This is a genomic window from Lepagella muris (assembly GCF_004793975.1).
Classification (GTDB): Bacteria; Bacteroidota; Bacteroidia; order Bacteroidales; family Muribaculaceae; genus Lepagella; species Lepagella muris.
Genome location: NZ_SRYB01000043.1, coordinates 25,230 through 41,302, shown reverse-complemented (window position 1 = coordinate 41,302; position 16,073 = coordinate 25,230). Strand labels below are relative to the sequence as shown.

General features: G+C 47.7%; 15 protein-coding genes and 1 pseudogene. 10 read left to right on the top strand and 6 right to left on the bottom strand.

Annotation, left to right across the window (positions count from 1 at the left end; all coding sequences use genetic code 11):
* Positions 1-399: 399 nt before the first annotated feature.
* The 5 genes and pseudogenes from E5331_RS18690 to E5331_RS18670 all read right to left on the bottom strand — a co-directional run bounded on the left by E5331_RS18690 (position 400) and on the right by E5331_RS18670 (position 6,557).
* Positions 400-963: a phosphatase PAP2 family protein gene (locus tag E5331_RS18690; protein WP_275441302.1), complete on the bottom strand. Its 564-nt coding sequence runs from the start codon at positions 961-963 to the stop codon at positions 400-402.
* A 77-nt stretch (positions 964-1,040) separates the two neighbouring features.
* A complete protein-coding gene (locus E5331_RS18685; protein ID WP_123483496.1) occupies positions 1,041-1,418 on the bottom strand; it encodes a diacylglycerol kinase in 378 nt (125 codons plus the stop codon).
* A gap of 15 nt (positions 1,419-1,433) precedes the next feature.
* Positions 1,434-2,171, bottom strand: coding sequence for a lipocalin-like domain-containing protein (locus E5331_RS18680; RefSeq protein WP_123483497.1), 738 nt, complete (start codon positions 2,169-2,171; stop codon positions 1,434-1,436).
* A 494-nt stretch (positions 2,172-2,665) separates the two neighbouring features.
* Positions 2,666-4,675: pseudogene (locus E5331_RS18675) on the bottom strand (alpha-amylase family glycosyl hydrolase); the annotation flags it as partial.
* A 181-nt stretch (positions 4,676-4,856) separates the two neighbouring features.
* Positions 4,857-6,557, bottom strand: coding sequence for a DUF4435 domain-containing protein (locus E5331_RS18670; protein ID WP_123483499.1), 1,701 nt, complete (start codon positions 6,555-6,557; stop codon positions 4,857-4,859).
* A gap of 251 nt (positions 6,558-6,808) precedes the next feature.
* On the opposite strand from E5331_RS18670, the gene E5331_RS18665 reads away from it, so the two are divergent.
* From E5331_RS18665 to E5331_RS20495, 8 genes are all read left to right on the top strand, one after another.
* Positions 6,809-7,411, top strand: a complete 603-nt coding sequence (locus E5331_RS18665; RefSeq protein WP_123483500.1) for a riboflavin synthase — start codon at positions 6,809-6,811, stop codon at positions 7,409-7,411.
* A gap of 17 nt (positions 7,412-7,428) precedes the next feature.
* Positions 7,429-8,151 (top strand): (d)CMP kinase, encoded by a 723-nt coding sequence (gene cmk, locus E5331_RS18660; protein ID WP_123483501.1) that lies wholly within the window; start codon positions 7,429-7,431, stop codon positions 8,149-8,151.
* 41 nt (positions 8,152-8,192) lie between these two features.
* Positions 8,193-9,077 (top strand): 4-hydroxy-3-methylbut-2-enyl diphosphate reductase, encoded by an 885-nt coding sequence (locus tag E5331_RS18655; RefSeq protein WP_123483502.1) that lies wholly within the window; start codon positions 8,193-8,195, stop codon positions 9,075-9,077.
* The gene (locus E5331_RS18650) at positions 9,064-9,549 is read left to right on the top strand and encodes a nucleoside deaminase (RefSeq protein ID WP_123483503.1); all 486 of its coding nucleotides are present in this window, start codon (positions 9,064-9,066) and stop codon (positions 9,547-9,549) included. The genes E5331_RS18655 and E5331_RS18650 overlap by 14 nt, the downstream gene beginning before the upstream one ends.
* 260 nt (positions 9,550-9,809) lie before the next feature.
* On the top strand, positions 9,810-10,748 hold the full coding sequence (locus E5331_RS18645) for an ADP-ribosylglycohydrolase family protein (protein WP_123483504.1): 939 nt from the start codon (positions 9,810-9,812) through the stop codon (positions 10,746-10,748).
* A 125-nt stretch (positions 10,749-10,873) separates the two neighbouring features.
* Positions 10,874-11,752: a 1,4-dihydroxy-2-naphthoate octaprenyltransferase gene (menA, locus tag E5331_RS18640; RefSeq protein ID WP_168355305.1), complete on the top strand. Its 879-nt coding sequence runs from the start codon at positions 10,874-10,876 to the stop codon at positions 11,750-11,752.
* 114 nt (positions 11,753-11,866) lie between these two features.
* Entirely contained in the window at positions 11,867-13,420 is a 1,554-nt protein-coding gene (gene dnaB, locus E5331_RS18635; RefSeq protein WP_123483506.1) for a replicative DNA helicase, read from the top strand.
* A 221-nt stretch (positions 13,421-13,641) separates the two neighbouring features.
* Positions 13,642-13,797, top strand: a complete 156-nt coding sequence (locus tag E5331_RS20495; protein ID WP_168355304.1) for a hypothetical protein — start codon at positions 13,642-13,644, stop codon at positions 13,795-13,797.
* 260 nt (positions 13,798-14,057) lie between these two features.
* On the opposite strand, the gene rpmH is transcribed toward E5331_RS20495, so the two are convergent.
* Entirely contained in the window at positions 14,058-14,213 is a 156-nt protein-coding gene (gene rpmH, locus E5331_RS18630; protein ID WP_123483508.1) for a 50S ribosomal protein L34, read from the bottom strand.
* A gap of 241 nt (positions 14,214-14,454) precedes the next feature.
* On the opposite strand from rpmH, the gene efp reads away from it, so the two are divergent.
* Positions 14,455-15,021: an elongation factor P gene (gene efp / locus E5331_RS18625; protein ID WP_123483509.1), complete on the top strand. Its 567-nt coding sequence runs from the start codon at positions 14,455-14,457 to the stop codon at positions 15,019-15,021.
* Positions 15,022-15,051: 30 nt separating this feature from the next.
* Positions 15,052-16,062 (top strand): glycosyltransferase, encoded by a 1,011-nt coding sequence (locus tag E5331_RS18620; RefSeq protein ID WP_123483510.1) that lies wholly within the window; start codon positions 15,052-15,054, stop codon positions 16,060-16,062.
* The last annotated feature ends 11 nt before the right edge of the window (positions 16,063-16,073 follow it).

The window sequence follows — 16,073 nt, the reverse complement described above, 5'->3', positions numbered from 1 at the left end:
GCTCCGTTCCCGATTGCGGATGCAAAATTACAACCCTTTCCGGCGTTTTGCAAATAATTCCATCTTAAAAGACATATTATTCTAAAATTTTATTCATAAAATATTGATATTAAATTAAATCAATATATGTTAAATTCTATTTAGGAATGTTAACAATAAAACTTTACTCGGGATTCTGACGTTATAATAAAACCGTTTTATCAATGGGGAAGGCACAGAAAGCTGTTTTTTCATCAAAAATACTCCCTAACACCTGTTTATTTTGCAAATAATTTGAACTAAAACCTCTTCAATAGTGTTAAAATATCAAATTCTCTAATCGCCGTTTTGGCTCGACTATTAAAAAATGGGGCGCATTTTTGGAATGCGCCCCATTTTTATGAGATTAAGTCTAAAAATTCAGAAAGATATGCAAGCTGTCACAGATACAGCATCCGATGATACGCATGGAGAGATTGAGATGTCATGATCCCGAGCCAGTGGAGTAGTATATATGAACGCAGCTCCTGCTCCTATTGCAGCTCCTGCCACCACATCCCACCAATGATGCTTCTTGGCATATACCCTACCCCATCCCACATAGGTAGCCAATGCGAATGCCGGCACACCAAATTTCCATCCGTATCTACGTTGAAGGAAAGCTGCCGTGGCAAATGCTGTGGATGTGTGTCCACTTGGGAATGAATGGTTATTGCTAAAGTCGGGACGCTCCTCCTTTATCGCATACTTTAATATAAGGGAAGCTCCTACAGAGGTGACTGCTGTCAGAGCCCCTTGCTTAAGACCTTTCCAATCCTTTTCCACGAGGATTCCGGTAAGTGCCGCCACAGGCATCGCCACAACGACTACATCCGTAGAGACTCCCACACCTTTCTGTGACGACGTTCTTCTGAAACTCTCCTCCCCCATTACCGGTAATGAGGAGAATACCAACAACGCCACACTCGCAATTATTTCCTTAATCAATCTCATCGTATTTCCCGAAATCGAAGTTATCCAATCCACTATATATGTATATACGCGTCAACACTCAGACTCCATCAACAAATAAAGAGATTTATGATTTTCGGAATAAATATAATCAGACCTACGGCTACCGCCACTACAGCAAGAATGGTCACAGCCGCTGCGCCATAATCCTTAGCCTTGCCAATAATAGGGTCAAAATCCCTGGTGATTCTATCTGCAAGAGCCTCGACAGCACTATTCATTGCCTCAGCCGACACCACCATACCTATACATATAAGTATAACGCACCACTCCATCGGAGACAAGTCCACACAGCAACCTACCACAATTGCAACAATAGCCGCCACAACATGTATACGGGCGTTATGCTCCTCCTTTATCAGAGATTTCAATCCATGCCACGCATACACAAACGCCTTAGCTCTCTTTTTCCAAAAATTACCACTCATAATATAATGCTGTCCCTACCTTCTCTTCAGACGGTCAAGGAGAGTGCCTATGCCATCAAGACCTTGTGTGGAATTAGTGGAATCAGTATCCGTCCCGACAGAACCACCCGCAGCAGCATTCCCACTACCTGTATTATTCATCTTGAAACCGATACATGCGCCATCATAGCTATCAAGAAGAGTAGCCATAGTCTTAGCCATCTGTATCCCGGTGACGCTTCCGATAGTAGAAATCAATTCCTTAAGTTTCGTGGCATCAAACATAAGGTTGATATTCCTTCCAGATTTCTCCACGTATGCAAGAAACTTGCCCACACGTATCGTGCCAAGCATAATATTGAAGATAAACGTACCATCGTTGTCGTTCTTCTCCAAAATACCTTTTACCTTCAGACCCTTTACCGTAAGAACGAAATTTCCATCCTTATCAACAGTAAACGGCATCCCGATCAATCCGTATTGCTCATAATACGGCTGAAGTTTTGTTTCAAGTGCAGCAGCCCCGGCAATACCACCCGCCTTCTGCAAGAAATTGTCGCTTTTGAAAGAAACAGCCGGTCCTGCCGATTCATACTCTCCAACAAGATCTGCTATTTCAAGATTTGTTTTCGTAAAAATACCTTCCAACATATTACCGATTGTGGAAGTTATCGAACTTTTCTTCGACGATACAGTCTTTGATGAAGACTGAGCATAAGCAGTGGCACCCAATAAGAGTGCCACCGTCATACACATTACTTTAAGTCTATTCATTTTATTACAGTTTAATCATTTGAAGGATCAGCCTTAACCTTCTTTCTTCCAGGTTTAGCCTTAGCAGGTTTCTCCTCCTTGGTTGCCTTTGCAGCCTTTGCCTTGGCGGGTTTCTCCTCCTTGGTTGCCTTTGCAGCCTTTGCTTTGGCAGGTTTCTCCTCCTTAGCTGCCTTTGCAACCTTTGCTTTGGCGGGTTTCTCCTCCTTAGCTGACTTAGCAACCTTAGCCTTGGCAGGTTTCTCCTCCTTAGCTGCCTTTGCAACCTTTGCCTTGGCTGGTTTCTCCTCCTTAGCTGCCTTTGCAACCTTTGCCTTGGCAGGTTTCTCCTCCTTAGCTGCCTTTGTAGCCTTTGCTTTGACAGGTTTCTCCTCCTTAGCTGCCTTTGTAGCCTTCGCCTTGGCGGGTTTCTCCTCCTTGGTAGCCTTTGCAGCCTTTGCCTTCACTGGTTTCTCAGACTTATCCTCTTCCTTTTTGACACGCTTTTTAGGGGCAGGTTTAACCATACGGAGCACCTGAGCAGTCCTTGCAGGGAGATAAAGCTTAAGCCAGCCCTTTCCTGAAGGTGAATAAAGAGGATCCGGCATAGTAAAATGATGTACGCTTCTATCCAACAGGTCATGACCTCCAAATGATGAAGAGTCACTATCAAGCACTACCTCATATTCGCCGGCAGGCGCAAGGAAGCCATAGTCAGTGAAACTATCAATCGGATTCCAGTTGAATACAAATATCAGGTCACCTCTTCTGAACGCAAGAACCTGATCATCATCTTTTTCCCACAGCTTATCTACAGGAAGAGATTGGAAATCATACATACCTGATACCACTTCCACCATTGCATTGTCGAAAGCATTCAGGAACTTATACTTCAGATCCTCACGATCCACCAAATCCCACTGACGACGCGCATACTTATAGCTCCAACCGTTACCTTCGCGCGGGAAATCAATCCATTCCGGATGACCGAACTCATTACCCATAAAATTGAGATAGCCGCCATTGATGGTTGCCAACGTCACCAGACGAATCATCTTATGGAGAGCCATGCCTCGTTCCACAGTAAAGTTATTGTCGTCAACCATCATGTGCCAATACATCTCCTTATCTATAAGTCGGAAGATTATAGTCTTATCGCCCACAAGAGCCTGGTCATGGCTTTCGCAATAAGAGATAGTCTTCTCATCGGCACGTCGGTTTGTCAGCTCCCAGAATATAGAAGTGGGATGCCAATCCTCATCCTTCTTCTCCTTGATCATCTTAATCCAATAATCAGGTATACCCATAGCCATACGGTAGTCGAAACCAATGCCACCATCAGCATATTTCGCAGCCAGACCGGGCATACCGCTCATCTCTTCAGCGATGGTTATAGCGTTAGGATTCACCTCATGGATAAGCATATTGGCAAGGGTAAGATAAGTTATGGCATTAGTGTCCTCATTGCCATCATAATAGTCGGCATACGAACCGAATGCCTTCCCAAGACCGTGGTCATAATATAGCATGGAGGTCACTCCATCGAAACGGAATCCGTCAAACTTAAACTCCTCAAGCCAATACTTACAGTTGGAGAGGAGGAAATGTAACACCGTGTTCTTGCCATAGTCAAAAAGCAAAGAATCCCAAGCCGGGTGCTCACGTCTTCCATCGCCATAGAAATAGAGGTCGTATGACCCGTCAAGACGACCGAGACCCTCCACCTCATTCTTCACGGCATGAGAATGCACGATATCCATGATCACCGCAATACCAAGCTTATGTGCCTCATCAATAAGACGCTTCAGATCATCGGGAGTCCCGAAACGCGAGCTACATGCATAGAAGCTGCTGACATGATACCCGAAAGAGCCATAGTACGGATGCTCCTGAATAGCCATTATCTGTATGGCATTATATCCATCGGCAGCTATACGCGGCAGAGTCTTCTCTCGAAACTCATTATAAGAACCCACGCTCTCACTATCCTGAGCCATTCCAATATGACATTCATATATAAGGAGTGGCTTGACATCAGGGACAAATTTCTTAACCTTGAATTTATACGGATTCTCCGGGTCATAAACCTCAGCAGAGAATATCTTAGTGTCAGGATCCTGCACCACACGTGTGGCATAAGCCGGAATACGTTCGCCCTGACCGCCGTCCCAAGTCACAAGCATCTTATACAGATCGCCGTTGTGCAAGGCATCTTCCGGGAGCGACACTTCCCACACGCCATTCTCCAATCGGGAAAGGGAATACTCCTCTTTTGTCTTCCAGTCGGAGAATGTGCCCATGAGCCATATTCCGGTAGCATTCGGAGCATATTCGCGGAAAACCCATCCGCCTTCCGGCAGATGATGAAGACCGAAATATTTATAAGCGTTGGCAAAGTCTGACAAGGAACCGTCTGCTCCTTTCAGTTCCTCAAGTTTTCTTTCCACGTCCTCATGGCGTCCTTCAATAGCCGGAGCAAACGGCTCAAGCCATGGGTCATTGCGCAAAATTGCTAATTTTTTTTTCATGTAATATTCTCTAAATTTTGGTTTTCAAATTCGATATGATGTTTCAAAGCGGTTACGGTTCATTTGGGAATCTTATAAAAACTCTCACGCCACCAACGTATCAAGCGGATAATTAACCACTTGAAACATCCGGGCACATAATCACGTCAACTATACATGAGGAGAATATACTCCTCACTATCTAATTAACGTTCTTACGGCGTTTTTTGTTATTATGCGACTTTGGATTACGCGCTGAAGTGGGCTTCGCATGATTCTTATTCTGACGGGGAGGCTCAGGCTTATGATCCTGCACATGCCTTTTCTTCTCCGGCACCGGCTCATCCACACGGAAACAATACCTGATAGACTCCCGTATAGCCTCGGCAATCACGCCATCCTCCTTCAACGCCCCAATCACGCCTGCCACGTATTCATCCTTGGTCTTATACCCAAGCATGTGAGCCACGCCGCAGTCGCCAAGGATAGGCTTATGGTTGAACACCTTCAATATGCCATTGTAATCACGCTCATCTATCAGCTTCTGGAAAGATGCCCTCACCTCATTATATTTCTCACGCGGACGTAGCATACTCACCATATTGCCTATATGCAGCTCCATCGCCGTGATACAAGGGAACCGTGCATCTATCCGACATTCCACCTCCCTCTTCACGCGATGACGCACGTGCTGAAGCGCCTGCTCGTCAAACCTTCGCCGGAACTCATCCATTACAGCTGCCGAAACACGTCCGAACACCTTCTCCGGATTACGTCCCCGTCTACGCGCCATTGCCTTCACAACCCCCTCAAGCAGAAAAAGGTTCTCAACCTCCGCCACTTCCGGCACCATCACCGACTTACGCCTCAGATAATCCACTTCATTATCCGTGCGACGGTCACGATCAACGATACCCTTGCTTTTAAGATGGTGCATATTCTTGAGGTCGTTAAACGTGCGGGTTGTCTCAATCACCTTGTCGCACGAGCCAAGCGGTTTCACCGTCCAATCGGCAAATACCAGAGGATATAATTTCGAATCGATGCTATGACGTGCGTCCCCCTCTATGAAGAGCACCGGTTTACGCGTGCCGACAAGATCGACAAACATATCCTCATTGAGATCGCCGGGTAGAATCACCTCATAATCCCAGGATCGCATCTCAACGTCATAGCTCTTCACCCAGATGGAGACATTGCTCGTGCGGGAATTAACGAAACCCACATCCACCGAATCATATACAAACGTGCAGTCCGGACGCAGCTCCTCTATGGCATTCCATAGATTGCCGAGCAACGATGGATGAATGAACAGAGATGGTGAATCTACAAAAATCACGGCTCCCGGCATTGCATAGAGCACAGCCGCAGCATAATACAGTACGGTCTGTTCACCCTTACTCAGCTTCCCTAATGAGATCAGATCTGAACCGGAAGCTGTGGAAAACATCAGGGTGCCTTCCGTGCGTATTATCCTATTTGATGGAAACACTCTCTCCCAAAGCATCACAAGCCTATCAAGACGCGTCGGCGCCAATTTGACCGGCACACCTTTCCTGCTATTCTGCTTAAGCGACAAGAGATACTCAAACTCATCCGTAAAAATCAGATACGACAACTTATCAAGCTCGCTGACGGCATCCCTACGCATATACGACCGCCGTTCGGCAGCTTCCCGATACAGCACGTCAATGCTTCCAGGACGGGTAGACTCCTCACGCTCCGGGAATGGGGCACTGAGCACCGAGATGCAATATGCCCGATCGCTGTTGAGGCGTATCAGCTCCTCTATGAATTTTGTCTTACCGACACCACTGCCACCGATGACTGTCAGCTGGCTTGCTTCGGGCATCACGGGCATTTCCCGAGTCCCTGAAATACGGGGAAGTACGAGCTTATTCATAAATGCGTTTTTTAGGGAGATTGCCCCCGTTATTATTTCCGACCTCAAATATAATCATTTTTAACGGTTTCCACACCATGCCAATGCAATTATTTTTGCCAGCTACAAAAAATATGAGTAATTTTGCGTTGTGAGTAATGGAAGGAAGGCTTAAATCCTCCTGTCGGATTTCTGCCGGGCAGTCTCCACAAGATTCTCCGGCAACCGAATCCGCCACACTCTCTTAATATTAATCATCAAAGCATTAAACCATGTTTTCAGGAATTGTAGAAGCAGCTATCGAGGTAGTATCCATACGTCAGGACGAAGGCAACATACATCTCACACTCCGTTGTCCGTTTGCCGATGAACTCCGCATTGACCAAAGCATCGCTCACAACGGCGTATGTCTCACCGTCGTGTCGCTCCCGGGCGACGGCACATATACAGTCACTGCCATCAAGGAAACTCTCGACCGGTCAAATCTCGGCGACCTGAAGGTGGGAGACCTTGTAAATGTGGAACGCTCAATGAAAATAGACGGACGTCTTGACGGACACATCGTGCAAGGGCACGTCGACACCACCGCGATATGCCAAGGTGTGGAAACCGCCGACGGCAGCTGGTATTACTCCTTCAAATATGACGTTGATCGTGAGCTGGCAAAAAAAGGATACGTCACGGTAGAAAAAGGATCTGTGACAGTGAACGGCGTAAGCCTGACTGTGTGCGACTCCGAGAAAGATTCATTCCGAGTGGCCATTATCCCCTATACTCACGACAACACCAACTTCCATCGTATTGAGAAAGGCACCCGTGTGAATATCGAGTTTGACATAATCGGCAAATATCTCGCCCGTCTAAACAATTACTAATGTAATAAGCAACGTATATGGAACAGAGTGCTCACACAAATAAAATAATAGTAGCCATCGACGGCTATTCCTCATCAGGGAAAAGCACCATGGCCCGCGCCTTAGCAGCCCGCATCGGATACGTCTATGTAGATTCCGGAGCAATGTACCGGGCAGTGACCCTATATGCTATCCGCAACGTCATGGTCAACCCTGACCATACTATAAATAAGGAGAGGCTGATTGCTGCCCTTCCCGAAATCAGAATATCTTTTGAAGCTCCCGGAGAAGACGGGGTTCAGCACACGCTCCTCAACGGGGAGGATGTGGAGAATGAAATACACGATATGGAGGTGAGCAACCTCGTCAGCCCCGTAGCCGCCATTCCGGAGGTGCGCAGCCGTCTCACCGCCATGCAGCAGTCATTCGGCAAAGATAAAGGGATTGTGATGGACGGACGCGACATCGGCACCACCGTATTCCCCAATGCGGAACTGAAGATATTTGTATGTGCAAGTGCTGAGGAACGTGCCCGCCGCCGCCTGAAGGAGATGACGGAGAAAGGTGAAAAAGTCAGCTTCGACGAGGTATATAAGAATGTGGTGGAACGCGACCACATCGACACTACCCGTGCCGTATCCCCTCTTAAAAAAGCATCTGATGCGATAGAGCTTGACAACGGCAACATGACCCGCGATGAACAGATGGAATGGCTCCTCGATAAGTTCAACAGCAAGGTAGCGAGTTTAAACAAAAAGTGAGATTGAAGTTGTCTGAACTTCATTAAAAAACTACAGCAAGCATGATTGTAGAGATTGACAGCAACTCCGGATTCTGCTTCGGAGTGGTGACAGCCATAAAGAAAGCCGAGGAGGAACTTGACAACAGCGGACAATTATATTGTCTGGGCGACATCGTGCATAATGCCGGTGAGGTGGAACGTCTATGTGAGAAAGGACTCGTCACTATCACCCATCAGGAACTGAGTCGGCTAAACAACGTGAAGGTGCTGCTCCGGGCGCATGGAGAACCTCCACAGACCTATCTTACAGCCACGTCAAACAACATCGACATAATCGATGCCACATGTCCTGTGGTGCTTCAGCTCCAACGACGCATAAAGAAGGCATATCACGAAGGTGTGGAGGCAGAACTGAATGGAGGTGCTAAACCACTGATTGTCATTTACGGCAAAAATGGACATGCAGAAGTCAACGGGCTTGTCGGACAGACCAACGGCGAAGCTGTAGTAATACAAAACGTGGAAGAGATTGACAAACTTGACCTTGACCGCGACATAATGCTCTATTCCCAGACCACGAAATCACTTGAAGGATTCCGTCAGGTGGTGGAGGAGATCAAACGCCGCAAGACGCACGGCAAGTTCGAATATTTCGACACGATCTGCCGTCAGGTAGCCAACCGCATGGAGAAGATGAGGGAATTTGCACGCAACCATGAGGTGGTCATATTCGTCAGTGGTGCAAAAAGCTCCAATGGCAAGGTGCTCTACGCGAAATGCAAGGAGGTGAATCCCCACACCTATCTCATTTCAGATGAATCAGAGCTTGATCCGTCATGGACCTCCGGGGCAGAGACCGTTGGCATCTGCGGAGCCACATCCACCCCTCTTTGGCTGATGGAGAAAGTTGCAGACAAAATCCGATCCACCCATGCTACCCTTTGACCATTCAAGCACCCCTCTGCAGGCAGATGAGCATTACATGCGCATCGCTATTGAAGAGGCAAGAGAAGCAGCCCGACATGATGAAGTCCCCGTTGGGGCGGTCATCGTGTCGGGCAACCGTATCATAGCCCGTTGCCACAACCTCACGGAGACACTCACCGACGTCACTGCACACGCCGAAATGATGGCAATCACCGCTGCCGCCGATGCCCTCGGAGGCAAATACCTTACCGACTGCACGCTCTACGTCACCGTGGAGCCATGCCCCATGTGTGCCGGAGCACTTGGCTGGAGCCAGATCGGACGAATAGTATATGGAGCCTCCGACCCAAAACGCGGATTCTCCCGCCTATGCCACGACTCCATCACCCCTCTCCATCCCTCCACCATAGTGACTACAGGCATCCTCGCCGAGGAAGCCGCAGCATTGATGACCACCTTCTTCCGCAAAAAAAGAAAAAGAAAGAATTGACATCTATGTGTTACGGTCGCTGACAGTCAAACCCAACCCATTTAGACAGGATACCATAAATTTCATCACAAAAAAATCTCCGAAGACATAATTTTTTCAAAATTTTTATTAATTTTGCAATATTCAACCTGCATTATTTTTCATCTCTTCCTCGGATAGAGCTGGAATTTATTCATTTACTTTTTCATTTCCCTTCTACAATCGGCAAATGCCGATATGTAGGAATTTAACTACACTTAAACATCATATCGATTAAACTTATGGACATATCTTTAAAAGAAAAAATCTTAGGTGCCCTATTCGGATACGCAATAGGAGATTCTCTCGGTCTTGGCACTGAGTTCATGACCCAAAAGGAAGTATCCCGACGATATCCCAACGGATTGCAGGATTACCAACAGATCATCCGAGATGCCCACCGCGCCCAATGGAAAAGAGGAAGCTGGACCAATGACACGGAAATCGTTATCAAAGTTCTCGAAAGCTACGTGGCTCTCGGGAAATTTGATTATAAAGACATTGCCTGCCGACTTAGGGAATGGTATTTAAGTAATCCGGTAGACCTAACACGCCACCAGCGTATTCTTCTTTCAAGAGAGGATTACGCCTCCGATCCTTTCGAATCCGTCTCAAAATCATGGCAGAAAATCGGACTAACCGAGAATTCAAGCGAATGTCTCGGCAAGACATTGTTTGCATTCCTCTCCTCCGACCCGCTTTCCACCGCTGTAAATCTCTGTCGTCTTTCCCATCCGCAGGGACGATCCACCATGGCAAGCCGTGTCATAGCATCAATGACCCACTCCCTTTTCAGCTTTAACAAACCGGCTTCTTACGAGACAATTCTGGGAGTTGCCAACGAAATGAATGAAAACGTGGCAAAATACGTGGAGCAGGCATTCTTCGGCAACATAGACGAATTCAGGCTCGATGATCCGGATAAATACTGGGATGTAAGGAAAGCAATGGGGGCTGCATTATGGTGCGTATGGCATTGCGACAGCATCGAAGAGGCATTACTCACCATAGTAGCAGAGGGGGGCGATGCCGACACCAACGCATCTTTGGCAGTAGCATTGATGGGTCTGAAATATGGCTACTCATCCATACCAAAAAAATATATCGACCACCTCATAGACAAGGATCGCCTTTTTGAGCTCGCGGATAAATTAATTTCCACAATCGAATCTCAGGAATAAGTCGCCCTACACAATAGGGAATACTTTTTTTCGTATATATATAGGCAATACCAAATGTATAACCTCATCCCGTAGACAGACATCACGTCCGTCTACGGGATAAGATGTCTATAAACAACACTACAATGACTCCATGGATTGAAGCAATGAGGCTGCGTACCCTCCCGGTAAGTGTGGCAGGCGTGCTTGCCGGCACAGCTTGTGCGGCACACCACAACGGATTCTCTGCAATCCCCATGCTAATATGCCTTTTTTTTGCAATCATAGCACAGATCGCCTCTAATTTCGCAAATGAATACTATGATTTCAAGAACGGATTCGATAAAAAGGGGCGCGAGGGATTCCGGCGCGGAGTGACGGAGGGCGACATATCTCCCGCCGCCATGAAGAGAGCCACATATTCGCTTCTCGCAATCGACGCGTTGCTCGGATGTACCCTCATAATCTGGGGAGGATGGTGGCTCGTGCCCGTCGGCATAGCAATAGCAATATTCGCAGTGGCATACAGCGCAGGTCCATACCCACTCTCGCATCACGGACTTGGCGACATTGCAGTAATAATATTCTTCGGATTCGTACCGGTCCTGTTTACAGAATATGTGCAGACCGGTGTATTCATTACCGACTACGTATCCATCTGCGTAGCGACAGCCGTAGGACTAATGGCAGCCAACGTCTTGATAGTTAACAATTATCGCGACCATGATGACGACAAGGGTGTAGGCAAGCACACTACAGTCGTGATCTTCGGACGCAAGACAATGGCATACGTATATCTCTTCAACGGTATAATTGCATCAATGTGCATTGCTATCGCCACATCCAAACTACACCCCCTCTGGGCGTCGGAAGGATGGATTGTCTATCTGTCATGCCATATCGTATTCTTCCAGAAAATGCTCAAGATGCATGGAAAGGAACTTAACGCACTGCTGAAATACACTTCTCTTCTCCTCTTCTTTGTATCGGTATACATCCTTTTCACCCTCTCCGTATGCCGATGACAGTCTTGTCTCTCCCGACGTATCACCACTCTCCTTCCTCACCTCAAAACAGACAACCCGCATTGCTGAAGCTATCCAATATTCCGCAATACATTTCATTCATACAAAACGACAATGGCAAAAAAACCGGACTTCCGCCCACCACTGACTGACGCAACAGGGAAACTACCTCCTCGCGACACCGATCTTGAAGAGGTGGTGCTCGGCGCATGCATGCTTGAGAAAGATGCCTACATGAACGTATGCGACATTCTTGTGCCCGACAGTTTCTACGACCCGGTTAACCAGAAGATTTTCCAGGCAATAACGACCTTGGGTTTCAATCAACGCCCCATCGACATGATGACCGTCACCGAACAATTGCGTCAGGACGGCACCCTCGAAGAAGTAGGCGGCGCGATACACATCACCGAACTCACCGCCCGCGTATATTCCGCAGCCAACGTGGAATATCACGCCCGAATAATCGCTCAGAAATATCTTGCACGACGCCTTATAGCCTACGCCTCCACAATCGAGACAAAGGCTTTCGACGAGAGCAACGACGTCGACGATCTCCTGCAGGAAGCCGAAGGGCAACTGTTCGACATATCGCAGACCCAGCTCAAGCGGGAAGTGACTCAGATTGACCCGGTGATAAATCTTGCGCTTGAACAGATACAGACTGCCGCCAACAATGAGAGCGGTCTGTCGGGTCTCCAGACAGGCTATACTGATCTTGACCGGATGACCTCCGGATGGCAGAGTTCCGACCTTATTATCATCGCCGCACGTCCTGCCATGGGTAAGACCGCCTTCGTGCTGTCAATGGCAAAGAATATGGCGGTAGACTACAACATACCCATAGCAATTTTCACCCTTGAGATGGCAAACGTGCAACTTGTGAAACGACTTATAAGCAACGTTGCCGACCTGGAGGGTGAGAAAATCAAGAGCGGACAGCTCACAAATGAGGAATGGGACCGACTGAACTCCAGAATACGCACAGTATACAGTGCTCCCCTATATCTCGACGAGACCCCCGGATTGTCGATAACCGAACTCCGCACGAAAGCTCGCCGACTCGTAAGAGAGAAAGGGGTAAGGATGATAATGATCGACTACCTTCAGCTGATGAATGCCACCGGACTCAAGCTCGGCAGCCGCGAACAGGAGGTCAGCACCATCTCCCGATCGCTGAAGGCTCTCGCAAAGGAACTCAACATACCCATCATCGCCCTCTCCCAGCTGAACCGAAGCACAGAGACGCGTGAGGACAAACGCCCTGTCCTCTCCGATCTCCGTGAATCGGGAGCCATAGAGCAGGATGCCGATATCGTATGCTTTATCCATCGACCGGAATACTACACCAAAAGTTCGGAAGACGCTGAGGGTAACGACATTCGCGGACTTGCTCAGCTCATCGTGGCAAAACACCGTTCCGGTGCCGTCGGCGACGTAAAGCTACGGTTCGTATCAAAGTATGCCAAATTTGAGAATTGGGAACAGGGTTACAACGTGCTTCAGGAGACCCTTTCCGAAACTCCCCTGAAACTTGGCTCCAAAATGAACAATGCCCAGCTCGACTCGCCGATGCCACCTTCCCCATTCTCCCTCGGCTCACCCTTGCAATCCGGAGGAATGCCCGACATCATGCCGGGTCCGGGAGATGCCGACATACCTTTCTGACCGGATCTGAACATATACCATTACAATCCATCCCACAGAATCCATCCTATCCAATCCGTATCGGATTAAAAAATAGGATGGATTCACATTTCTAAACATTTTAGTGAACCTCTCCCCACCTCCTTTTGTTTTATTTACAAAACATTAAAAAATCAAAGGTTATGGATAGCAAGGAAAAACACACAAACGAATCGGCCAACGCCGATATTATAGAAAATTCTATGAGAGCAGAAGCACGAAACCGCAAACGTGAAAGCACACGTAAAATCAACAGCCTGTGGCTATGGCTTGGAGTACTTATCTTGATTGCCATTCTTCTATACTGGCTATTCAGCATAGGTATTATGGAAAGTCTTGCCGGAGTATTCAACGGCTGATAACGGCAAACCAACACCCGGCCATTCATAGTCCTATCAAAGGGCTTATCACCAGATCAGACAAGACCGGGAACCTGCCCCCAGAGTACACACTCCGGGGGCTTTTTTCATACCCCACACCATCTTAATAATCATCCATAAGCAAATATTGCTTGTATCAAAATAATAATCGTCCATCCGCAAATCGATACCCCAAAAAAACGACGAGAGGACGACTCCTTTAACGGAATCGTCCTCATCAGTCTCTTCTACATCCGGAATTACTTACCGGCGATATGGTCAGATACTGTTAACGAAGCGCGACCTTTTGCGCGACGACGAGACAACACTTTGCGACCATCTTTTGTCGCCATTCTTTCACGGAATCCATGTTTGTTTACCCTTCTGCGGTTGGAGGGCTGAAATGTTCTTTTCATTGTATATTGATTGTTTAATTTCTGATTTCCCTACTGATTTTCGGAGTGCAAAATTAGGAAATATCTTTCATTTTCACAAATTTCGCACCACTTTTTTATGTTCATCAATCATTTATCACTGTCTACACCCCTATTTTCTCTTTCGTTTTTCCCATTTTTTTATTAATTTTGCAACAAAATACGGGGGAGTCTCCCGATTCCTCTCCAATAATAAGAACATTACAACTACACTTTTAAGGATATGATGAACGCTCAAGACATCAAAAACGGCACCTGCATCCGCATGGATGGCCGTCTCTATTTCTGTGTTGAATTCCTTCACGTGAAACCGGGCAAGGGCAACACATTCATGCGCACAAAGCTCAAGGATGTGGTCGACGGCAGAGTGCTCGAACGCCGCTTCAACATCGGTGAGAAACTTGAAGACGTGCGCGTGGAGCGTCGTCCCTACCAGTATCTATATGCTGAGGGTGGCGACGACATCTTCATGAACAACGAGACTTTCGACCAGGTGCCCATCAATAAGGAACTCGTCACCGGTGCAGCCTTCATGAAAGAGGGCGATGTGGTGGAAGTGGTAAGCGATGCCTCTACCGACACTGTGCTCTATGCCGAGATGCCTATCAAGACAGTCCTCAAGATCACTTACACTGAGCCGGGACTCAAAGGCGACACTGCAACCAACACTCTCAAACCCGCTACCGTGGAGACCGGCGCAACTGTACGCGTACCTCTCTTCGTCAACGAGGGCGAGCTTATTGAGGTTGACACCCGCACAGGCGAATACGTTGGCCGTGTAAAGGCATAATCTGCATCGTCACACTCAATACCGACATATATGTCTGCCACTGCTTCCCCATCCTTTTCAATCATCGTACCGGTCTACAACCGACCGGATGAGATTAACGATCTGCTAAAAAGTCTTGACCAACAGACCGACAAAGATTTTGAAATTGTCATCGTTGAAGACGGCTCGACAGTAAGATGCGGGAAGCAATGCGAATCTTTCAAGAAAAGCATACGCATAAAATATTTCTACAAAGACAACGAAGGGCGAAGCATCGCCCGGAATTACGGCATGGACAGAGCCGACGGAGATTTCTTCATCTTCGTCGACTCTGACTGCATTCTGCCCCCTGACTATATCGCATCGCTGAAGAAGGCTATTGCCGAGAAACCTGCCGATTGCTTCGGCGGTCCGGATGCAGCCCACGAATCCTTCTCCGACACACAGAAAGCCATAAACTACGCAATGACATCATTCCTGACCACCGGAGGGATACGTGGCGGTAAGATGTCGATGGAGAAATTCACTCCGCGCACGTTCAACATGGGATTCTCACGCAAGGTGTGGGAGAAAGTAGGCGGATTCCGTGAGATGTTCAGCGAGGATATCGACATGAGCACACGCATCCGTCTTGCCGGATTCTCAATAACACTATATCCCGACGTGGCGGTGTTTCACAAACGCAGGGTTAATTTCAAGAAATTCTGGCGTCAGGTGCACGTATTCGGCATGTCGAGAATCACTTTGCAGCTTCTGTATCCCGGCTCCATGAAAGCCGTGCATTGGCTGCCTGCGCTTTTCGTAGTGGGCGCATTGGCAATGTTGATTGGAGCCTGCTTCTGCAAATGGCTGATACTCCCACTTATCATATATATCCTTGCCCTTTGGATCTGGGGCATAATCTCCACCCGCAGCCTAAAGATCGGCACGATGGGCGTAGGTGCTGCAATGGTGCAGCTGTCAGGATACGGCACCGGTTTCATCCGGGCATACGTATGGAAGATTCTGCTGCGACACGGACGCGACATTGATGACGAGATTGAACGGCGACGCGGGAAATAACTTACTGCAAA